This window comes from Shewanella sp. 30m-14, from assembly GCF_052977125.1.
On record NZ_JBRILW010000010.1, the window covers coordinates 31,851 to 55,290 of the forward strand.

General features: G+C 44.5%; 19 protein-coding genes. 1 reads left to right on the forward strand and 18 read right to left on the reverse strand.

What is annotated here, in order from left to right:
* Nucleotides 1–64: 64 nt before the first annotated feature.
* A complete protein-coding gene (locus ACVBIU_RS09330; RefSeq protein WP_447160579.1) occupies nt 65–2,014 on the reverse strand; it encodes a monovalent cation:proton antiporter-2 (CPA2) family protein in 1,950 nt (649 codons plus the stop codon).
* A gap of 203 nt (nt 2,015–2,217) precedes the next feature.
* On the opposite strand from ACVBIU_RS09330, the gene dgcS reads away from it, so the two are divergent.
* On the forward strand, nt 2,218–3,201 hold the full coding sequence (gene dgcS, locus ACVBIU_RS09335; RefSeq protein ID WP_447163609.1) for a diguanylate cyclase DgcS: 984 nt from the start codon (nt 2,218–2,220) through the stop codon (nt 3,199–3,201).
* 137 nt (nt 3,202–3,338) lie between these two features.
* On the opposite strand, the gene tilS is transcribed toward dgcS, so the two are convergent.
* From tilS to rpsB, 17 genes are all read right to left on the reverse strand, one after another.
* Nucleotides 3,339–4,748, reverse strand: a complete 1,410-nt coding sequence (tilS, locus tag ACVBIU_RS09340; RefSeq protein WP_447163610.1) for a tRNA lysidine(34) synthetase TilS — start codon at nt 4,746–4,748, stop codon at nt 3,339–3,341.
* 1 nt (nt 4,749) lies between these two features.
* Entirely contained in the window at nt 4,750–8,220 is a 3,471-nt protein-coding gene (gene dnaE, locus ACVBIU_RS09345; protein ID WP_447160582.1) for a DNA polymerase III subunit alpha, read from the reverse strand.
* Nucleotides 8,221–8,393: 173 nt separating this feature from the next.
* Nucleotides 8,394–9,005, reverse strand: coding sequence for a ribonuclease HII (gene rnhB / locus ACVBIU_RS09350; RefSeq protein ID WP_447160583.1), 612 nt, complete (start codon nt 9,003–9,005; stop codon nt 8,394–8,396).
* Nucleotides 9,005–10,156: a lipid-A-disaccharide synthase gene (gene lpxB / locus ACVBIU_RS09355; protein ID WP_447160584.1), complete on the reverse strand. Its 1,152-nt coding sequence runs from the start codon at nt 10,154–10,156 to the stop codon at nt 9,005–9,007. Before lpxB ends, rnhB begins: the two co-directional genes overlap by 1 nt.
* A 69-nt stretch (nt 10,157–10,225) precedes the next feature.
* Nucleotides 10,226–10,996 (reverse strand): acyl-ACP--UDP-N-acetylglucosamine O-acyltransferase, encoded by a 771-nt coding sequence (gene lpxA, locus ACVBIU_RS09360; RefSeq protein WP_447160585.1) that lies wholly within the window; start codon nt 10,994–10,996, stop codon nt 10,226–10,228.
* On the reverse strand, nt 10,993–11,454 hold the full coding sequence (gene fabZ / locus ACVBIU_RS09365; RefSeq protein WP_248999623.1) for a 3-hydroxyacyl-ACP dehydratase FabZ: 462 nt from the start codon (nt 11,452–11,454) through the stop codon (nt 10,993–10,995). Before fabZ ends, lpxA begins: the two co-directional genes overlap by 4 nt.
* A gap of 32 nt (nt 11,455–11,486) precedes the next feature.
* Complete coding sequence (gene lpxD / locus ACVBIU_RS09370) at nt 11,487–12,503, reverse strand: UDP-3-O-(3-hydroxymyristoyl)glucosamine N-acyltransferase (RefSeq protein WP_447160586.1); 1,017 nt, start codon at nt 12,501–12,503, stop codon at nt 11,487–11,489.
* A gap of 4 nt (nt 12,504–12,507) precedes the next feature.
* Nucleotides 12,508–13,005, reverse strand: a complete 498-nt coding sequence (locus tag ACVBIU_RS09375) for an OmpH family outer membrane protein (RefSeq protein ID WP_447160655.1) — start codon at nt 13,003–13,005, stop codon at nt 12,508–12,510.
* Nucleotides 13,006–13,063: 58 nt separating this feature from the next.
* A complete protein-coding gene (gene bamA / locus ACVBIU_RS09380; RefSeq protein WP_447163611.1) occupies nt 13,064–15,547 on the reverse strand; it encodes an outer membrane protein assembly factor BamA in 2,484 nt (827 codons plus the stop codon).
* Nucleotides 15,548–15,578: 31 nt separating this feature from the next.
* Complete coding sequence (gene rseP, locus ACVBIU_RS09385; RefSeq protein ID WP_447160588.1) at nt 15,579–16,949, reverse strand: sigma E protease regulator RseP; 1,371 nt, start codon at nt 16,947–16,949, stop codon at nt 15,579–15,581.
* 14 nt (nt 16,950–16,963) lie between these two features.
* Nucleotides 16,964–18,154: a 1-deoxy-D-xylulose-5-phosphate reductoisomerase gene (ispC, locus tag ACVBIU_RS09390; protein WP_447163612.1), complete on the reverse strand. Its 1,191-nt coding sequence runs from the start codon at nt 18,152–18,154 to the stop codon at nt 16,964–16,966.
* Between the two features lie 4 nt (nt 18,155–18,158).
* A complete protein-coding gene (locus tag ACVBIU_RS09395; RefSeq protein WP_447160590.1) occupies nt 18,159–19,016 on the reverse strand; it encodes a phosphatidate cytidylyltransferase in 858 nt (285 codons plus the stop codon).
* A gap of 20 nt (nt 19,017–19,036) precedes the next feature.
* On the reverse strand, nt 19,037–19,837 hold the full coding sequence (gene uppS / locus ACVBIU_RS09400; RefSeq protein WP_447163613.1) for a polyprenyl diphosphate synthase: 801 nt from the start codon (nt 19,835–19,837) through the stop codon (nt 19,037–19,039).
* A gap of 253 nt (nt 19,838–20,090) precedes the next feature.
* Nucleotides 20,091–20,648: a ribosome recycling factor gene (frr, locus tag ACVBIU_RS09405; protein ID WP_447160592.1), complete on the reverse strand. Its 558-nt coding sequence runs from the start codon at nt 20,646–20,648 to the stop codon at nt 20,091–20,093.
* Between the two features lie 32 nt (nt 20,649–20,680).
* On the reverse strand, nt 20,681–21,409 hold the full coding sequence (gene pyrH, locus ACVBIU_RS09410; protein ID WP_447160593.1) for a UMP kinase: 729 nt from the start codon (nt 21,407–21,409) through the stop codon (nt 20,681–20,683).
* 143 nt (nt 21,410–21,552) lie between these two features.
* Nucleotides 21,553–22,404, reverse strand: a complete 852-nt coding sequence (gene tsf / locus ACVBIU_RS09415) for a translation elongation factor Ts (protein ID WP_447163614.1) — start codon at nt 22,402–22,404, stop codon at nt 21,553–21,555.
* Nucleotides 22,405–22,537: 133 nt separating this feature from the next.
* A complete protein-coding gene (gene rpsB, locus ACVBIU_RS09420) occupies nt 22,538–23,266 on the reverse strand; it encodes a 30S ribosomal protein S2 (protein ID WP_447160595.1) in 729 nt (242 codons plus the stop codon).
* Between the last annotated feature and the right edge of the window lie 174 nt (nt 23,267–23,440).

Below are 23,440 nucleotides of genomic sequence, written 5' to 3' on the forward strand. Positions count from 1 at the left end.
GCTAAATCTACTTTATAACGGTTAACTATAGCTAAACGTGACCCATTGAGAGTAAAAGAGTGGCTTAGCCTTGCAATAAAAAGATCTCGGCTTTTTCCATGCGTCTTGGCTTGCCAAGTAAGATCAGGATATCGCCAGACATAATCTGCCAATCGGATTTAGGATCCTCAACCTCAGCGCCTGCTCTTCGCACCGCTCGCACTTCAACTCTTAACTTCTCCCACGGGATCTCACCTAGGGTCAGTCCAACCGCATTCGCCCCTTTAGGCAGAGCAACAGCATGCAATAGCTCAAGGGTCAAATCGGTTTCAGCTCCGGAGAAAAAACCATGTAAATATTGGTAGTGATTTCGCCGCTCAGATTCCAGGCGTTTCAATATTCTTGCTAGCGGCACACCACATTGATATAGCACTTGAGATACTAACATCAAACTACCTTCAAGCGTCTCAGGAATAACCTGACTTGCTCCTGCTTCCTCCAACTCCTCCATCCCGGTATCGTCACGAGTACGCACCAAAATCTTAGCCTCGGGTGCTAATTGACGACATAACGGCAACACCTCTTGGAGGATCCGCTCACTACTAAAAGTGATTACGATTAACTTAGCTTCACGCACCTTTGCCTGCTTTAAGATACTTCTCTTACACACATCACCAAAATAGACAGGCTCTCCAGCGGTTCTGGCCTCAGAGACTCTTTTCGGGTCGAGATCCAGCACTAAGTATGGGATAGCTTCAGTTTTCATAAACCTAGCAATGGTTTGCCCTACTCGTCCATAACCTAAAATGAGCACCAGATCGCCTTTGGCATCGACTTGTACATTCAAAGACTCATTATTATCAGCCTTAGGCTTGAGTCCTTGCAGCATTCTTGCAATATCGACACTATGCCTAACCAGCCAAGGCGCTAGTGCCATCGATAGCACTGCCACCATCACTAAGGTCGTACTTGTTTTATTATCTAGCAGTTGATAATTGACCGCTAAGGCCAACACGACAAAACTGAATTCTCCCACCTGCGCCAAACTCAGGGCCGTCGCAACTGATGAGCGAAAAGACTCTTTAGCCACTTTCAATAAAGAGAAAATCACTAAGGCTTTACCTAAAATCACAGCGATAAGGATAAAGATGATTTGCCACCAGAACTGGGCAACCAATTGGAAGTCTAACAGCATACCGATGGAGATAAAAAACAGCCCCATTAATAAGTCCCTAAAGGGGCGAATATCGGCTTCTAGCTGACGCCGATACTGGCTTTCTCCAAGTAACATACCTGCCATAAAGGCGCCCAATGCCATCGATAAGCCTAACCACTGAGTAATCGCTCCGGTGACTAAGGCGACCACTAACGTTGACAGTACAAATAGTTCATTTGAACGTGAACGGGCAACCTCATCAAACAGCTTAGGCAAGGCCCACTTGCCAAATGCCATCAGTGCAATAAATGCGAGGCTACCTTTTAGTAAGGCAAAAACCACATCAGTCCACAGTAACGGCGCGCCATCACTGGCTAAAATAGGTAACAAAATAAGTAAAGGGACAACGGCGATATCTTGAAATAACAGCACACTGACCGAAAGCTCGCCATGGCGGCGCCTCATCCATCCTTGCTCATTCAATAACTTAAGTACTATCGCCGTAGAAGAAAGCGCTATCGCAGAGCCTACGACGACTGACTCGGTCACACTGAGATTACATAGCAGTGCGATTCCCATGCTTAACACAGTCGTTACAACGACTTGCGCACTACCTAAACCAAATACAGTACGGCGCATTGCCCATAGCCTAGGCAAAGAAAACTCGAGCCCTAAACTAAACATCAGTAACACGACACCGAGCTCAGCAACTGACTGCATTTGCTGTTGGGTAAACCAGTGAAAACCACTTGGACCGCTAATTACCCCTGTCACTAAGTAAGCTAAGATCGCTGGTAAACCTGCACGTCGTAGTATTGCAATAGAAACAATTGCAATGACCAACATCAGTAGCATTTGAATGAGAAAGCTATGTTCCATCTGTGCGGTGTACTCCTTAACCCGAAGACATTCGTCAAAATGCCGACACCAATATATTCCATTCACTTATCTAGAGAGTAACTGAATGACAAATAAAGACAAATATAATTCCCTTAGCACTAGGCACAGTTTTTGCTTGGTATATCTAAGAGCATTAACTTTGCGTTAGCGCAACACTGTTAGAAAACTGGGAGTCAATACCAATGGAATTTGGGCTAGTAACCGAGTCTTCCCCTATTGAATATCGAAAACCTACTGTGGTAACTATGTCTATGCCAGTGGAGATTGATCTTTATCGAAAACCTACTGGGGTAAATAACTCTATGCCAATGGAGGTTGATCTTTATCGAAAACCTACTGGGGTAAATAACTCTATGCCAGTGGAGGTTGATCTTGTTGCTATCATCCAGCAACTGCATCAACATTTAGATCCTAGGACAGTCTTTGCCTGCTTCGGCAAAATAATGGGGCAACATTTGCCGCTTTATGGTGTTCGCTTAGCCTATAAGGACTATCAGTTCCATTGGGGTCAGCAAAATGGTTACGCCATTGAGCAAAAGTTGACCTTAGCCGACTGCCAAGTCATCGTTAACTATAATCTAAAAGCCCCTTTAGTGCCGTCTCAAACCCAGAAGTTGAACCAGATCCAGCAGCTCGTTTTACAACCGTTGTTTAATGCGATTCAATTTAAAGAGATGTCTCTACAGGCCATGTATGATGCGCTAACAAACTTAGGTAACCGCCATTACTATCAAGAGTCATTAAAAAAAGAGCTCGCTCGAGCCGAGCGCAATAGTGATGAGTTTTCATTAATTACCCTAGATTTAGATAATTTTAAACAGCTCAATGATGACTTTGGCCATCAGTTAGGCGATAGCGCCTTAGTTGAGTTTGCACAGATGCTAAATACAACCATCAGAAACAGTGACCAGGCATTTCGAATAGGTGGCGATGAATTTACCATATTGGTTCAAGCCAACGTTGAGGCCGCTAGCATTTTGTGTCAGCGGATCTTAGATGCCATCTCTACTCATCAATATTTAGAAAAGTATCAAGTGAAAACCAGTATGGGCGTGGCGCAATGGCGACATCATGATACTGAAGATAGTCTTTACCAACGTGCAGATAATGCGCTATATGAAGCTAAAGCCGCTGGCCGCCAGTGCTACTGTGTCGAAAACAGCTAACTTGCGATCAGCAGCACTTAATGCCTGATAATGGTTAAGATGAAAGTTAGAAAAGAGAGGGTAATGGCTAGCAATATCGAATAAACAAACTCATAAGGCACATTAAAGCCCCTTTGCTTACCGATACCTAATACTTATTAGTATAAAACCAGCCCGACATCATCACCGGTCGCTAAATATGGCCTTTCTATCCAGTAGCCCACAGCAGATACGAGTTTACCGTCATAACAAAGCAGCGGCACGGTGCCACGCCGCCAGGGAGCAAGTCCCCACTCCTGCCATAACTTTTTAAGTTCACGGCCTTTACTACGGTTATGGGGCTGACAACGAGTACTGCCAGGCAGTGCAAACTCGATAGAGACCTTCTCCACTCCTAAAGGCAATCTAAGACGCGCTCCACTTTGACAATATCTTGCCGATAAGGCCTCTCCAGTGACTAGCTTAATAACTCCGTTTATCAAGTCATCACAGCCATTAAGTTCAATACTCAACAAACCTTTTTTGTCCGCGACAAAGTGAGCATTCTTCAGCGGCATAAAATAGCCTTCGCGCTTATAACGCTTGATGATAACGTCGGTTAAGCGGATCTCAACATTGGCATCAACTTTAGCATCGAGCAACTGGGCTAGGATCTGCTCTCCTTGCACCTTAGAGGGCGGAGCAAAACCTAGCATGTCCATGTGACCGCGCAGTAATAATGACTGCCAAGCATGGGAGTGCTGGGTTAATTTATCTAAATCAAGCAACCAATCACTGCCCTTTCGAAGCTGAATATTCGGTAATTTCTGCGCAATCTCTTCATCGAGTACCGACTGCTGTAATGCGCACAGTTCAGCGCTGCGACTGGCTGTCGCGGCGATACTAGGCCAGCGTTGCTTGAGTTTAGGGATAATATCTAAGCGAAGAAAGTTTCTATCATACTTATCATCAAAATTACTCTCATCTTGAATATGAAGGATATTGTCTTGCTTCGCGTAGGCTTCTATTTCATCTTTACTGCAATCGAGCAGTGGTCTAATAATCCAGTTTCGCTGATTAAAGCGCTGCACTTTACCCATGGCTGATAAGCCTTTAGGGCCAAGGCCTCGCTTGAGCGCTAATAAAACGGTCTCAAGTTGATCATCTTGATGGTGGGCAGTCATTAAAATATCATTGTTGGATAACTCTGATAATAACGCTTCATAGCGCATACTGCGGGCCTGCGCCTCAACGCTCACCCTAGGTGCGAGCTTAACCTCGACATGCTTTACAACACATTTCAGATCGTATGATTTTGCTTGCAATAAGCAATGCTCAACCCAAGTGTCAGCATTAGCACTTAACCCATGGTGAACGTGCACTAACACACACTCAAAATCAGGAGTGATTTTGGCAAACTGACCTAAACCATAGGCCAGAATTTCAGAGTCGACGCCGCCACTATAAGCTAGCACTAACTTAGGCTTATTGGTGAGAGTTTGATTTTGAGTATTTTCTACCTTACCCGCTGCCGCCACCTTAGGTGGCAACTGTTGCAGGCAAGCTTGGATCAGCGAGACAATATTCATGCTAAAAAACGATCCGAACCTTTCCTGAACCTGTTAACGACTCGAGTGCCAACATCAACTCATCGGTTGGATTGACTCGCCAATTATCGCCTAAAGTAAACTGCGCTTGTGACTGAGGCTGGGCGTAATTAATCAACACAGGTACAGCGCCGGCTTTCCAAGGCTCAACCGCAGCCTTAAACTCGCTTAACCACTCATCGTTAACCTTGTCTGCTTGCAAGTCAATTTCAACCGCATTGGCAAAATGGCTACGCGCTTCCCCCATATCGATAATGTTACGCGCAGTCATTCGGTTACCACCAGAGAAGTCATCGAAACTAACCTCTCCTTCAATAATCAAAATGCGGTCTTTCTCAAGCAGGTGATTAAACTTCTCAAAGGCTTCAGTAAACAGCATCACCTCAAGACGCGCACTCTTATCATCTAGGGTCACCAGACCCATCTTGGAGCCACGCTTAGTCATCATCACACGTGTCGCCACTACAAGCCCAGCGGCTTTCATGGTTTTGCCACGTTCAGTAGGATGCACATCTTTTAACCGACCCGAAGTGTAATGCTTAAGCTCTTTCAGATACTGGTTAATCGGGTGACCTGTGAGGTATAAACCTAATGTGTCACGCTCGCCTTCAAGCCAAACTTTATCGGGCCAAGGCGTACATTCAACAAACTGCTGCTTACTGTCTTCAGGTTCATTATTGAGTAGACCAAACATATCATGCTGACCAATCGCTTCGGCTTTAGCATGCTGATCGGCTGCGCGAATAGCTTCCGGTAACGTTGCCATCATCGCGGCTCGATGCGGGCCTAAATTATCAAGCGCACCAGCGCAAATCAGTTTTTCAATGACGCGGCGGTTAAGCTTCTTTAAATCGATTCGAGCGCAGAAATCAAACAAGTCCTTAAAGGGGCCATTTTTACGCGCAGCGAGAATCGAGTCTACAGGACCTTCACCAACACCTTTCACCGCGCCAATGCCGTAAACAATATTCAGATCGTCATCAACGGTAAATCTAAATAAGCCTTTATTTACATCAGGCGGAATAAGTGGCAAGCCCATACGCTCACACTCATCAACCAAGGTGACAATCTTATCGGTGTTATCCATATCCGCCGACATTACTGCCGCCATAAACTGCTGTGGATAATGGGTTTTTAACCAAAGTGTTTGATAAGACACTAATGCGTAAGCGGCCGAGTGAGATTTGTTAAAACCGTAACCCGCGAATTTTTCCACCAAATCGAAAATTTTCATCGACAACGGACCATCAACGCCATTGGCAATTGAACCGGCCTCAAACGTACCGCGCTGCTTGGCCATCTCTTCAGGCTTTTTCTTACCCATAGCACGACGAAGCATATCGGCGCCGCCCAAGGTATAGCCAGCAAGTACCTGAGCAATCTGCATCACCTGCTCTTGATAGAGAATAATGCCGTAGGTTGGTGATAACAGCTCTTTCAGCGACTCATGTTGATATTCGGCGTCAGGGTATGACACTTCCTCACGGCCGTGCTTACGCTCGATAAAGTTATCTACCATGCCTGATTGCAGTGGACCCGGTCTAAACAGTGCAACCAGTGCGATCATATCTTCAAAGCAATCTGGCTGTAGGCGTTTAATCAAGTCTTTCATACCACGAGATTCCAACTGGAATACCGCGGTTGTTTCATATCGTTGTAGTAATTTAAAACACTTTGGATCAGTCAGCGAAATCGACTCAATACGCACCGGCTCTTCACCGTTCTTCTTTTTGACGCTGTTGACCATCTGCAACGCCCAATCAATAATGGTGAGCGTTCTTAGACCCAAGAAGTCGAACTTCACTAGGCCTGCGGTTTCAACATCGTTTTTGTCGAACTGAGTTACCGGGTTTAAGCCTTCGGTGTCACAATAAATTGGCGAGAAGTCAGTGATCTTAGTCGGGGCAATAACCACACCACCAGCGTGTTTACCCGCGTTACGTGTCACCCCTTCCAGAATGCGACACATATCGATAAGATCTTTTACTTCCTCATCAGCGTCGTATGACTCTTGCAAGCCTGGCTCGACTTCAAAGGCTTTAGCCAAAGTCATGCCGGGTTCCGCTGGGATCATTTTTGAAATACGGTCAACAAAACCATACGGGTGACCAAGCACGCGGCCAACATCTCGAATTACCGCTTTAGCCGCCATAGTACCAAAGGTAATGATCTGCGATACCGCATCACGACCATAAAGGTCGGCAACGTGGTCAATGACCTCATCACGTCTGTCCATGCAAAAGTCGACGTCGAAGTCGGGCATAGATACACGTTCTGGGTTTAGAAAGCGCTCGAATAGCAAGTCGTATTCAAGGGGATCCAAGTCGGTAATTTTAAGTGCATAAGCCACCAATGACCCTGCACCTGAACCACGGCCAGGACCAATTGGAATATCGTTATCTTTACCCCACTGAATAAACTCCATTACGATAAGGAAGTAACCAGGAAAGCCCATCTGGTTAATCACTTTAAGCTCGATATCGAGACGCTCATCGTATTCAGGGCGTTTCTCAGCTCTAAGATCTGGATCAGGGAAAAGAAACTCGAGTCGCTCCTCAAGGCCCTTTTCTGATACATCGACCAAGAAGTCTTCAATGGTCAAATCACCTGTCGGGAAGTTCGGCAAGAAGTATTCGTGCAGTCTTACGGTAACGTTACAGCGCTTAGCAATTTCGACCGTATTTTGAATCGCCTCAGGAATATCTTCAAATAGCTCGCACATCTCATCGCTACTTTTAAAGTATTGTTGGTCACTGTATTTCTTCGGTCTGCGCGGATCGGCTAGCGTAAAGCCATCATAAATTGCGACCCGAATTTCGTGGGCGTCAAACTGCTCAGGCTTATTAAATACCACCTGATTAGTCGCAACCACTGGTAAGTCTTTTTGCTCGGCAAGTGCGACCGCCATGTGCAGATAACGCTCTTCATCTGGACGACCTGTTCGTAGCAGCTCTAAATAATATCGGTCAGGAAAGTGACTCTTATAAAAGTCGATTAATGACTCTACTTGACCATGGTTATCTTTCAGCAACGCACGACCAACATCACCGTCTTTGCCACCTGAAAGCAGAATTAACCCTTCGTTATATTTCACTAACCATTCATGGTCAATCACAGCTTTGTCGTTAATATTGCCGCGCAGATACGCATCGCTAATCAACAAAGTCAGGTTTGAGTAACCTTTATTGTCCATCGCTAAGGCAGTAATAGAACAAAACTCATCAAATCCTGGGACTTTTACCCAAAAATCGGTGCCAATAATAGGCTTGATACCCGCATCATGGCAGCCTCCATAAAACTTGACCAAACCACACATGTTCGTCTGATCGGTTAATGCAACCGCAGGCATTCCAAGCTCAGCCACTTTCCCTAGAATAGGCTTAACTTTAGAAAGTCCATCAGACATAGAAAAATCGCTGTGGACGCGCAAGTGAACAAAACGTGGATCAGACATAATTAGGAGTATCTTTCTTTTTTGATAAATGAAGACTGCTGGTCAATCTTACAGAGTAAAACATGGGGTGATTGCAAACAAGTTTAACTGCAATCGCTCAGGCTGATGAGTTAATTTTCCGGCAAAAGGATGCCTCAAGCAAGTAAATCTTTCACCGGAAAAATTGTGTCGAGCTAAATTAATGCCTCACGAACGGGGCGAAAGCTTTTACGATGCTCAGGCAGTACACCGTGCTTTGCGAGTGCTTCAAAGTGCGCTTTAGTAGGGTAACCTTTATGTTTGTCAAAACCATAATCTGGGTATTGCGCAGCAAGGACATCCATCTCTCTATCACGAACAACCTTGGCAATAATTGAAGCTGCACTAATCGCATCGATAAGGCCATCACCTTTGATAATTGCATGACTGAGCACACCAAAGTCAGGACTGCGATTACCATCGACTAACACACTGCTTGGCTTAATACTGAGCCCTGCAACAGCACGCTGCATCGCCAGCATAGTCGCATGCAAAATATTTAGATCGTCAATTTCAGCTGGTGTCGCTGAGCCCACACTAACACTTAAGGCCTTTTGCTGAATTTGTTCAAACAGCAACTCACGCTTTTTCTCTGACAGTTTCTTAGAATCATTTAACCCTTCGATAGGGTTATTAGGATCTAAAATCACCGCTGCGGTGACAACATTACCAATCAAAGGTCCGCGGCCTACTTCATCAACACCTGCGTATTGACCAATACAAATTTGGGCCACTTGTTCAGGAGTGATATCTTTTATTACAGCCATTATGCTTGTTCCTCAATCAGTTTTATCACCGCATCAGCTGCCCGAGCACTGGCGTCTCGTCTTATCATTTGATGAATTGACATGAAACGGTCATGCAGCGGTGTAAAATCATCGTCCAACTGCTTTGACACTGCTGTTGCTATTTTCTCTGGCGTACAATCTGCTTGAATAAGCTCTTCAACAATATCTTCATCTGCCAGTAGGTTAGGCAATGAATAGCGTTTAGTCAGCATCATGCCTTTGGCAATACGATAAGTGATAGGACTCACTCGATATGCCACCACCATAGGTCGCTTAACTAACATAGCTTCAAGCGTGGCTGTGCCCGATGCCAATAAAATACAATCAGCCGCCGCCATCACTTCACGAGAATGACCTTCAATGAGGTGGATCTCTAAATCTGGCGCATACTCGCGTAAGGCAAGCTCGAATTGATCGCGACGTTTTTGATTAACCAAAGGCGTAACAAATTTAATATCAGGATAGCGCTGCTTGATTAGGGTTGCCGCTTTAACAAAGGGCTCGGCTAACATCTTAAGCTCACCACCACGAGAACCAGGTAATATCGCTAAATACTCAGCATCTTTATCCAGACCGAGTAATTCACGTGCCTGTGCTTTATCACTTTCAAGCTCAATGTCATCGGCTAACGTATGTCCAACAAAGGTGCAAGGCACTTGGTATTCATCGTAAAACGCTTTTTCAAAAGGTAACAATGACAACACCATATCCGTTGCCCTAGCGATTTTAAAAATACGTTTTGGTCGCCACGCCCATACAGATGGACTGACGTAATGTACGGTTTTAATACCCCGAGCTTTAAGCTTGAGTTCCAAGCCAATATTAAAATCGGGTGCGTCGATGCCAATAAAACAATCGGGATTCAGCTTAGTGAACTCATCAACTAATGTTGCTCGAACTTTTAGTAGTCTCGGTAGGCGTGACAATACTTCAACAATTCCCATAACAGCCAGCTCTTCATAAGAGAAGATAGACTCAAAACCAAGGGCGTCCATACGTGGACCACCAACCCCAATAAATCGAGCATCAGGATATTGCTTCTGCAACGCTTTTATTAAGCCTGCTCCGAGGATGTCGCCCGAGATCTCTCCGGCAACCATTGCAAATACACGAGGATTGTTTGAACTCATAGAATAACGTCTGTGGTTAATAATGGGAGGAAAGAAAGAACCCGCTTTTACACGGGTTCAATAACTTACTTAGCGGATGATGCCTCGCTGAGAGGAAGCAACAAATTCAATTAGCATTTGAACTTGTTCGTCATCAACTGCAGCCTCTTTAAGCTGCTCAATCGCTTCTGCAACCGTTAAGTTGCTGCGATATAGCGTCTTATAGGCTCTGCGGACTGAAAGCTGTGATTCTTTTGAGAATCCACGGCGCTTTAAGCCTTCGATGTTCAAACCTCGAGGAATCGCAGGCTGACCCGATGCCATCACAAAAGGCGGCACATCGTTAAGGATAAGGGAGCTACCAGCCGTGAAGGCGTGAGCACCAATATGCACGAACTGATGCACACCGGTCATGCCACCTAAAATAGCCCAATCACCAACATGAACATGACCGGCAATCGATGCGTTATTAGCCATAATGACGTTGTTACCTACCACACAGTCATGAGCGATATGCACATAGGCCATAAATAGGTTGTTAGAGCCAATACGTGTTTCCCACTCATCTTGAGTGGTACCACGGTGAATGGTGACAGACTCACGAATAACGTTATTGTCGCCAATAATTAATCGGGTTGCTTCACCGGCATATTTCTTATCTTGGCAATCTTCACCGACTGAGGCAAATTGGTAAAACTTATTACCTTTACCAATGACGGTAGGTCCTTTCACAACAACGTGTGAACTGAACCAACAGTCATCACCGATTTCAACATCAGCACCAATATAGGTCCACGGACCAATAGTGACATTTTTGCCTATTTTGGCATCAGGGTGAACATAAGCTAATTTATCAATCACTTAGAAATCTCTCTACGTGCACACATGATTTCCGCTGAACAAACAATCTCGCCATCCACTTTAGCAACGCCAGTAAACACGCCAATCCCACGGCGCTCTTTAATCATTTGCACTTCAAAATGAAGTTGGTCACCAGGCTCAACAACGCGCTTAAAACGCGCTTTATCAATACCGGCAAAATAGTATAACGCGTCATTAGACGGCTCATCGCTCATGGTTTTAAAAGCAAGGAGTCCTGTAGCCTGCGCCATAGCCTCTAAAATCAATACGCCTGGCATCACAGGTTGAACCGGGAAATGTCCCTGAAAAAATGGCTCATTAATTGTGACGTTTTTAATAGCGTGTAAGGTTTCACCTGGTGTGAAATCCAATACTCTATCGATCAATAAAAATGGATACCTATGAGGTAAAAATTTTAGGATCTCTTTGATATCCATTGTATTCAATTGATTTGACACGAATCTTTCCTTTATCTGCACAAAGCAGTCATTTACTTTACGTTATTTTCCAGTGCTTTTACGCGCTGAAATAGCGTATCTAGCTGTCTAAAACGAACGGTATTCTTACGCCACAGCTTATTATCCATTGCGGCTGTTGCCGATGAATAAACGCCTTTTTCGCGAATAATGCTAGTGACGTTGGTACTGCCAGTCACATGTACGCCATCAGCAATACTTAAATGACCTGAAATCGCACAATTACCGCCGATAATACAATACTTGCCAATCGTTACACTACCCGCAACAACCGTACTACCTGCTATAGCAGTATTAGCACCGATAATATCGTTATGGGCAATCTGGACTTGGTTATCTAGAATAACCCCGTCGTGAATTTCAGTATGGGCTATGGCGCCTCGGTCTACCGTCGTGTTAGCACCGATTTCAACTCGATCACCAATACGCACACCACCAGTTTGCGGGATCTTAACCCACTGACCGCGTTCATTAGCGTAACCGAAACCATCAGAACCTAAAATCGTTCCCGAATGGATGATGCAATCTTGGCCTAAATGAACGTTGTGATAAACCGTTACATTAGCCCATAACAGTGTATTTGAACCAATCACACTATCTTGACCAATAACACAGCCCGCCCCAACTTGAACGTTATTACCAAGAATAACATTCTCGCCAATGACCGCATTCGCACCAATTGCCACGCCTTCACCTAGCATGGCCGAGGCCGCTATTTGTGCCGATGGGTGGATACCGTCTGCCGCCTTTGGGGTTGTATCAAGAAATTGTGCGATGCGAGCAAAACCGACATAGGGATCATTTAATACAATCGCATTGCCTGTAAAACCTTCTGCATCTTTAGGCGTCATTAAGATCGCAGACGCAGCTGAACTAGTCAGCTGCGAACGATACTTTGAATTTGCCAAAAAAGAGATTTGACCTGAACCTGCACCGTCCAAGGTGCCTACAGTTGAGATTTCAACTGAGTCATCACCTTGAACGTCTGCATTTAAATGGTCAGCCAATACTCTTAAAGTATAGCTTTTCATCTATTTACTTGCCTTTACCTAAAGCTTCAACCACTTTGTTACTGATGTCAGCACTTGGCTTAACATAGATAACAGCACCACGTTGAAGTACCATGTCATACTGCTCTTTTTCAGCAATAGTATTAATTGTCTTTTGAACTTCAAGCAGTAGCTTGTTTTGCTCTTCACCGTTACGGCGACGCATATCTTCATCTAACGCTTTGCCTTTCAATTGTAGCTCAGCTTTCATAGATTCCATTTTACGCATCATGTCGGTCTTTTGTGACTCGCTCATTAGCGCCGCATCACGTTGCTGTTTTTCTAGCAAACCACGAAGCTCTTCTTGCATCTTTTGCACATCAGCAACACGGTCACCGAACTCAGCTTTTAATGTTTCGTTCACTTGCTCGCGCTGTGGCAACTGCTCAAAAACTGCTTGCATATCAACTACTGCGATCTTTTCTGCGTGTGCCGCTAGCGGTGCACCTAAAAGAACCAAAACCATCATTGCGCGATTCAACATCTTATTCAAAACAAACTCCTTTATCTCAGCAAAACTTGCCGATTTTTTCAAATTGATTTTAGAAAGTTTTACCAATATTAAACGAGAAGATCTCAGTTTCATCATCCTCGTATTCCTTGATTGGCCATGCAAGGCTAAAGACCATAGGTCCCATCGGCGATAGCCACTGCACGCTCATACCCCAAGAGGCACGAATACGGCTCGGATCGCTATAATCTTCTAGTCTATCAAACTCTTCAACTGGAAGGTAACGATATGAATCGTAGTCAAACTCAGTGTCCCACACGTTACCGGCATCCACAAAGAAACTAGTACGTACAGAATTTGTATAAGCCTCGTCCAGGAATGGGGTAGGCACAATAAGCTCTAAACTGGCAGTTGCAATGGCGTTACCACCAATTGAGCGACCTGAACTCACCTGAATCTGGTTAGGATCGCCAGGTAAGCTACAGCCTTCACCCGATGGATCTGGCGCACATGGCTCGCTGCCACGATACAAGTAGAATGAGCGCGGACCCACTGAGTTAGACTTAAAGCCACGCAATGAGCTGCTACCACCCGAGTAATAGTTTTCCCAGAAAGGTAAGATCTGGTCATTATCGTTAAACTTACCGTAACCGTTACCGTAACCTAAACGCGCTCGGCTTAGCACAACAAAGCTGTGATTACGGTTAAGTGGGAAGTAAAAGCTTGTATCAAAATCCGCTTTAAAATACTGCAGATCAGAACCTGGTACCGTCATCTTACCGTTTAAACGCTGTGATGAACCATCCGATGGGAAAGTACCACGGTTTAAGTTACTGCGTGACCAACCCAGACTTAATTCGAAGTTATCGAAAGCTAAGCCAGCATTTGGATCATCACTGTCACGGTAAATATCGTAGAAGCGAATCGCTTGCTCATAAGCAGAGATTTCAGAGATCTCGTTATGACGATATCCAATACCACCGTTAATACGGTTATATTCGTTAATAGGGAAACCTGAGTTTAACGAAATACCATAAGAGCTGTTCTTATAGGCTTCAAGGTTTGCCTCATCAGCATCAAACTCACTCCAATAGATACTACCACCTAGGCTCACGCCATCTTTAGTGAAGTATGGATCGGTATAGTTAATATTGACGTTCTTAGAGTATTTGTTGGTGTTTAAATTAATACCAGCCTGATTACCCGTGCCTAAGAAGTTACTTTGCTGAACACCAAACTGAAGACTAAGTCCAGATTCAGTACCGTAACCAACGCCAGCATTAAATGAGCCTGATGGCTGCTCTTTAACACTAAATGCCACATCGACTAAATCATCGGTACCTGGCACTTGCACAGTTTCAGTATCAACAGTCTCGAAGTAACCTAAACGGTTAAGATTAGATTTTGACAGCTCTACTTGCGCAGAGTTAAGCCAAGCACCTTCCATCTGACGTAACTGACGACGCATGACTTCATCTTTTGTTACCGTGTTACCCGTAAAGCTGATATTACGAACATATACACGCTTGCCAGGATTGATGTTGATGTTGAGGTTTACCTCTTTCGTTTCATCATCAATTTCTGGGTAGGTTTTCACTTCAGGATAGGCGTAACCAAATCGACCTAAGTATTTACCGTACATCTCTTCGGTAAAGGTCACATCACCGCCGTTATACATATCACCGGCTTTCAAAGGTAAGATGGCTTCAAGCACCTCTTCTTTACCCATTAAGTCGCCAGTTAGATTAACGTCTTTGACTTTGTACTGCTCACCTTCATCGACGTTAATCGTAATATAGAGGCCTTTACGATCAGGTGTCATTGCCACCTGCGTAGAGGTTACATCAAAACGAATGTAGCCACGGTTTTGGTAGTAAGTCTTAATCGTTTCAAGATCAGCTTGTAGCTTTTGTTTTTGATAACGGCGCTCGCCAAACAGATCCCACCAAGCGACATAGTCTTTTAGCTCAAGCATGCCGATAAGCTCAGCATCACTAAACTCGGTGTTACCCACGACATTAATCTGACGAATTTCGGCGGCTAAACCTTCGGTAAAGGTGAACTTAAGCTCAACTCGGTTACGGGGTAGATTGATAATTTCGGCTTTAACTTTAGCACCGTACTTACCTACGCCGTAATAGAAATCCTGCAAGCCTTTTTCGATACCAGAGAGCATAGTACGGTCGAGAGACTCGCCGACTTTCACACCAGAGCCATCAAGACTCTCTTGTAACTGCTCATCTTTAATATCTTTGTTACCTTCAAAGGTAACAGAGCTAATGGTTGGGCGCTCAGTCACTTTAACGACCAGCACATTACCATCGCGCAGCACTTCAATTTTTTCGAAGTTAGTTGATGCATATAAGCTTTTTATTGCTTGCTGCAATTTTAATTGATCAACAGTATCCCCAACCTTCACAGGTAGGTTGAGCAAAGCCGCACCGAGTGCCACTCGCTGTAAACCTTCAACTTGGATATCAGCTACTTCAAAAGGTTGGAATGTTTCGGCCCAACCGTTCCCTGAAAAAGACGCTCCGACTAATAACATCGAGGCAAAAAGTTTATTCAATCTCATAGAGCACTTCTAATTATTTGTCTGTCCTTGCTCAGAGTCGGGAAAAGTCATTGAAAAGCGCAACACTCATCAACATCAGCAGCATAGCTGCCCCAATTCTGAATCCAATTTCCTGTACCTTATCCGGTACAGGCCTGCCTGTAATTACCTCAATGAAGTAATACAAAAGGTGTCCCCCATCTAACACTGGCAAAGGCAATAAATTGATAATGCCTAAGTTCACGCTAATCAATGCAAGAAAACCTAAAAAATATACCAGTCCGACGTCAGCGCTATTTCCCGCACCTTGTGCAATAGAAATAGGACCACTCAAGTTTTTAACTGAAACGTCACCAGTAAGTAACTTGCCAATCATCTTAATGCTGACAGAGACAAGTTGCCATGTTTTATCGACTGCAACTGGAAAAGAATCTAAAAATCCGTATTCCAATTGTATCTTCATGTTTTCTGGCCATGGTTCAGATGTTGGGGCCACGCCAATCACGCCTTCAAGTTGACCTTCAGCATTTTCACGAGACTTAGGCGTTACCTTAACCGTGAACTGCTCTCCATCACGACGTATGGTAATGCTGACAGGCTTATTGGCTGAGCCCTGAATAATCTCTACGAAACGCGGCCAATCTTGGTATTTTTCACCATCAATCGCAACTAAGGTGTCACCCACCTTGATACCGGCCTGACCCGCTGCGCCATCATCACTAACGAGTGCCAGTGTGGGTAATATCGCAGGACGATACATGCCAAGACCAATAGCGGTGATCGGCAGTTCTTTTTCGGGGTTAATCTTCCAATCTTGTGTATTTAACGAATAGGTATGCTCATCGCCAGACGAGCCTTGCAAGCGAGACAGTGGCGCGACGGTCACATCGACATTACTGTCACCTATGTGTCCAGCTAGGGCGAGATTAACTTCTTCCCAATCCCTGACTTTTTGGCTACCAATCGCCATGATCTGCATCGGCTCTTTAACCACGATTTGCGCAGCAGGTGTGCCCGCGATAGTTGAGTCGATGATTGGTTTAATGGCTGGAACGCCAATAAGATACATGGCGTACAATGCAATAATCGCAAAGATAAAGTTAGCAATGGGGCCAGCACTTACAATGGCGATGCGCTGCCAAACTGACTTACGGTTAAAGGCTTGTTCTTTTAACTCTTCAGGCACCTCATCAACGCGCTCGTCGAGCATTTTGACATAGCCACCCAGTGGGATCATCGCAAGGACATACTCTGTGCCATCTTTGCCAGTCTTGCGCCAAATAGCCCGACCAAAACCGATAGAGAAGCGCTCAACTTTTACGCCGCAGCGACGTGCGACCCAAAAGTGCCCATATTCATGAGCAGCAATTAATATCCCCAATGCAACAACAAAGGAACCTAGGTTCCATAAAAAATCGATCATTCCTTTCCTCTGAACTAATTGAGCTTAGTGATAGCGTCTAACGTGTATTGACGACTTTGAAAGTCTAACGCCAAAATATCATCGATACTGTTTAATGGATGCGTCGCCGTATTCATTAAGCTTTGTTCGTTTATTCTTGCTATATCGGTAAAACGTATCTTGCCATCTAAAAATGCTTGTACCGAAATTTCGTTGGCAGCGTTTAATACCGTTGTCGCTTCCTGGCCTTGCTTACAGGCTTCGATCGCCAGCGCTAAACAGGGGAAACGATTAAAATCAGGTTCTAAGAAGCTTAACTGTCCGACTTTGAAAAAGTCTAAAGGTTCAACTCCTGAGTTAATTCTCTGTGGAAAAGACATACAATGAGCAATCGGTGTACGCATATCAGGGTTACCTAATTGTGCTAACACTGAGCCGTCACGATACTGCACCATAGAATGAATCACACTTTGAGGGTGGATCACAACCTTTAGCTGCTCAGGACTGGCGTTAAACAACCAACGCGCCTCAATGTACTCAAGACCTTTGTTCATCATGGTCGCTGAATCCACAGAGATTTTACGCCCCATAGACCAGTTAGGATGCTTACAAGCCTGCTCAGGAGTCATTGCCGATAACGTAGCCAAATCAGACGTTAAAAATGGTCCGCCAGAACCTGTCAGCAAGATGTGAGAAACCCCTGCAGCCACTAGATCGCAGCGGCCAATTTCAAGCTGAGAACGCTCAGACAAACACTGAAAAATGGCATTGTGTTCACTATCGACGGGTAACACTTGCGCACCAGAGTTTTGCATCGCTTCGATAAACAATTGACCCGACATCACCAGCGACTCTTTATTGGCAAGTAGCACTCGCTTACCGGCGTTAACCGCCGCAAGTGTCGAAGGCAAGCCCGCTGCGCCAACAATGGCCGCCATCACCGTATCAACGTCATTGCTACTGACAAGCGATAAGAGTTCATCTTCACCGCTTGTCACTTCGATATTTAAATGGCTTGGCAGTTGCTGCTTCAGTGCTTGAGCAGCATTTGCATCGACCATATGGGCAATTTTAGGTTGATGCAAAGTACAGATCTCTAGCATCTTTGCGACATTGGTATTTGCGACCAGTGCAAATACCTTGTACTGCTCAGGATTACACGCGACAACACTTAAAGTGCTCGCTCCGATAGAGCCGGTCGCGCCTAAAATCACCATGTTTTGCATTTAGTTACATCCAAAAAGCTATATAGATTAATGTGAATACAGGTAAAGCAGCCGTGAGGCTATCGATTCTATCTAATACGCCACCGTGACCCGGTAGGATCGTGCCAGAGTCTTTAATTTTCGCCACTCGCTTAAACATACTTTCAGACAAGTCGCCTACTGCAGAGGCTAGTGCAGTAAATAAAGTCACAGCGATAAGTAAACCAATCTCTTGCTCTGGTGAGAAATACATAATACCTGCAACCACTAACATGGTCGTCAACAGACCACCGAGCAACCCTTCTATCGTTTTGGCTGGACTCACATTTGGCATAAGCTTGCGCTTACCAAATCGCTTACCTGCAAAATAAGCACCTGAGTCTGTAGCCCAAACGACAAGCATAACTAAAAATACCAAGGTGCCACCGTAATATGGCGATGCTTGAGTACTAAGTGCCTTAAGGGAAAGTAACGAAACGAAACATGGGATCAGGGTCAACTGACCAAACATGGATTTCAGCATGTGGCTATTTTCCCAGAAGCGTGCGCTTTTCGGGAAAGATAACACCATGATGAACGACATAAACCACCAGAACCCACCAATTAGGATCACCGCGAGAAATATCGGATGTAGCATACCACGGTGCCAAATTTCATCAGCTGGCACCATTAGGTTTAGCGCGGTTAATAGGACGCCGATAGTGACGGTGAAACTCCATTGAGTCATCTCACAGTTGCTATCGATAATACGCCCCCACTCCTTGGCGGCTATTAAAAAGACTCCCAATAGTGCCCAAGAAAAATACTCAGTCGGTAAACCGAAAATGGCACCAAAAACTAAGGGGATTAACCATATTGCTGTTATTATTCGTTGTTTTAGCAAAAAACTTCCCTCATTAATTATTATAAAGAGCGGATGGTATCGATTTGAGTTCCTGTCAAACCGAATCGACGCTGACGATTAGCAAAAATAGCAATCGCGTCTTTAAACGCATCCTCATCAAAATCCGGCCACAGAGTGTCAGTAAAGACTAACTCAGCGTAAGCGGCTTGCCACAAGACAAAGTTACTTATGCGATAGTCACCACCTGTGCGGATCATTAAATCAACTTCGGCTTGATTTTGCATGCACAAATGCTCACTAATTGCCTCTTCGGTAAACTGAGTGCTGCTCATTTCACCAGATTCGACCTTAGCTGCTAATTTTTGCGCCGCTTGCATAATGTCCCATCGTCCACCGTAGTTGGCCGCGACATTAAGCACTAAATCATGATTGTCTGCCGTTTTCTCTTCTGCTGCTGCAATCTGCTTTTGCAAACGGGGAGAAAATCGACTGATATCACCGATAATATTGAGGCGAACCCCATTGTTGTGTAACAGCTTAAGTTCACGCTGAAGCACTGTAAAAAACAGCTCCATTAACAAGCTGACTTCTTTGTCTGGTCTGCGCCAGTTTTCACTAGAAAACGCAAACAATGTTAATGATTCAACACCCAAATTTCGGGCCGTACTCACCGCTCGCCTAACCGCCTTTACACCCGCCTTATGGCCGATGACTCTTGGCTTTCCCTGCGCCTGTGCCCAACGACCATTACCATCCATAATGATAGCAACGTGTTTGGGGATAGACTGTTTTACCAAAGTCGATATCTCATTTGGTAATGTCTCTGTCACTTCAGTGTCAGATTGGGAATCGATTGACATCTATTACAACCCTTAAAAATAGACAAACGCCGTGTAGTATAACTCTACACGGCGTCTGAACTCTAGGGCATGTTGTCCATTCAAGTTTAATTTTTGTCCGAGCTCGCCGCTTTTATTACAAGGCGTGAACTGTGAAGCTTAATACCTGTCGCAAAAAGCTCGCTACTTCTCAATAAAGAAGCAAAAAACCTGCACAAGGCCTCATTAAAAATCAACCTAAATAGTGAACATTCCCCTATGCTGATGAGTACGATTAGAACTCCATCAGCTCCTTTTCTTTAGCAGCCAAGATTTCATCAATTAGCTTAATGTGCGCATCAGTTAGCTTCTGCACATCATCTTCACTGCGACGAACGTCATCTTCAGTGCACTCTTTGTCTTTCTCTAATTCTTTTACATTCGAATTAGCATCACGGCGAACATTACGGATAGCAATACGGCCGTTTTCTGCTTCTGCACGAACCACTTTGATAAGGTCTTTACGACGCTCTTCAGTTAGGGCTGGCAATGGAATGCGAATAGTCGCGCCTGCAGACATTGGGTTTAAACCAAGATCTGAACTCATGATTGCCTTTTCAACAGCTGCAATCATAGTACGGTCAAATACAGATACCGTTAACGTACGAGCATCGCCAATAGAGACACTTGCAACTTGCTTAAGCGGAGTCAGCGAACCGTAGTAAGGTACTTGGATAGTATCCAATAAGCTTGGGTGTGCACGGCCAGTACGAACTTTAGCCATTTGAGTTTTTGTTGACTCTACACACTTGTCCATGCGAGTTTGCGCATCGCTCTTAATTTCGTTTATCACGTTATATGTCCTTTTAAGTCACTAAATATTGCTTAATCAGCTTTAATCATTGTGCCTTCTTGCTCGCCCATGATAACGCGGCGCAGTGCACCTGGTTTATTCATGTTAAATACAAGCAATGGCATATTATGGTCTCTGGCCATAGTGAATGCAGCCAAATCCATTACTTTCAATTCTTTTTCGAGTACTTCATTGTACCCCATTACATCATACTTGACGGCTTCTGGGTTTTTAACTGGATCATCTGAATAAACACCGTCAACTTTCGTGCCTTTAATCACTACTTCTGCTTCAATCTCAATACCGCGTAAACACGCAGCAGAGTCAGTCGTACAGAATGGGTTACCTGTACCTGCAGCAAAAATAACAACACGGCCTGATTTAAGCAAACTAATTGCTTCAGCCCAGTTATAGTCATCACATACGCCTTTAAGCGGAATAGCTGACATTAAACGTGCATTAACATATGCACGGTGCAACGAATCACGCATTGCTAAGCCGTTCATCACTGTTGCCAACATGCCCATGTGATCGCCCACTACACGGTTCATACCCGCGTTAGCCAGACCTTCACCCCTGAACAAGTTACCACCGCCAATGACAACACCCACTTGAATACCTAGCTCTACTAGCTCTTTGATCTCCTGCCCCATACGATCAAGCACTTTAGGATCAATGCCGAAGCCTTCTTCACCCATTAGGGCTTCACCACTTAGTTTTAAAAGAACACGACGAAATGCAGGTTTAGGATTGGTACTCATATTTATTAGTCCTGATTATGGCGATAGGGGTTATACACTGGAATAGTTATACCGAATGTTACTTAGCAAAACACAAAACTATTCGAGTATATACGATAAGACCGCAGCAATTGCTACGGTCTTATGTTTGCTAAAAAAGGAGATTAAGCCTTATTTGTAGCAGCGATTTGTGCAGCTACTTCAGCAGCAAAATCTTCTTCTTTTCTTTCGATACCTTCACCCACTTCTAAGCGGATGAAGTTAGTTACTGAAGCGCCTTTCTCTTTAAGAATTTCGCCAACAGTTTTCTTTGGTTCCATGATGAAAGCTTGACCAGTAAGAGAAACCTCACCAGTGAACTTCTTCATACGACCGACAACCATCTTCTCAGCGATCTCAGCAGGCTTACCTTCGTTCATAGCGATTTCGATTTGAAGTGCTTTTTCTTTCTCAACAACTTCAGCAGGAACGTCAGAAGGGTTAACATACTCAGGCTTAGACGCAGCAACATGCATAGCAATGTGCTTTAGTGTGTCTTCGTCAGCTTCACCAGTAACAACAACACCGATACGATCACCGTGACGGTATTCAGCTAGGTTTGCACCATCGATGTATTCAACGCGACGAACGTTGATGTTTTCGCCGATTTTTGCAACTAGTGCAACACGAGTCTCTTCGAACTGTGCTTTCAAATCTTCGATAGTTACTTTAGATGCTGCAGCAACATCTAGTACTTCGTTAGCAAATGCTAGGAAGTTAGAATCTTTTGCTACGAAGTCAGTTTGACAGTTAACTTCTAGTAGAGCAGCGTAACCTTCACCTTGCTTGATAAGGATAGTACCTTCAGCAGCGATGTTACCCGCTTTTTTAGCAGCCTTAGCAGCACCGCTCTTACGCATGTTATCAATTGCTAACTCGATGTCACCGTTAGTTTCAGTCAGTGCTTTTTTACAGTCCATCATGCCAGCGCCAGTGCGGTCACGAAGTTCTTTAACTTGGGCAGCAGTAATTGCCATTGCTAAATCCTCTACAGATAATTCTTCAAATTCAATAGATATAAAACAGGGGCCTATCAGTTTAAATGAGAGCGCCCCTGTTCACCAATCATGTATCTTGGTTAATAAGGGTGATGAAAATCATCGACCTTTATTATTCAGCTTCTACGAAACCGTCTTGCTCAGCTTGTACAGCTAGGTCTTGACCACGGCCAGCTTTCGCAGCAGCAGCAACAGCACCAGTGTAAAGACGGATAGAACGCATAGCATCATCGTTACCAGGAACGATGTAGTTGATACCGTCTGGAGAAGAGTTTGTATCAACAACAGCAACAACTGGAATACCTAGGTTGTTAGCTTCTTTAATAGCGATATGCTCGTGGTCAGCACCGATTACGAAAATCACGTCTGGTAGACCAGCCATGTTCTTGATACCACCTAGAGACTTCTCTAGCTTATCAAGTTCACGAGTACGCATTAGCGCTTCTTTCTTAGTCAGCTTGTCGAAAGTACCGTCTACAGACTGGCTTTCAAGGTCTTTAAGACGCTTGATTGATTGACGAACTGTTTTCCAGTTAGTCAACATACCACCTAACCAACGGTGATCAACATAGTACTGATCACAAGAAACAGCAGCTTCTTTGATAGCTTCGCTTGCAGCACGCTTAGTACCAACAAAAAGAACTTTACCTTTCTTAGATGCAACGTTGCTGATGAAAGCAAGTGCTTCGTTGAACATTGGTACAGTGTGCTCTAGGTTGATGATGTGAACACCGTTACGAGCGCCAAAGATGAATGGCTTCATCTTTGGGTTCCAGTAACGAGTCTGGTGACCGAAGTGAACACCGGCTTGTAGCATGTCGCGCATTGAAACTGTAGTCATTTTATTTACCTTAAAATATTAGGGGTTAGACCTCCACATATCCCATATCTTCGACCCTATTGAGGGCACCCCGAAGAACGTGTCGATATGTGTGTGATTTAGTATTTATCAATAGCCATGTATAATGGCCGCCATCTTAACTCGAACGAACCACCTTAAGGTGAGATCGACAAG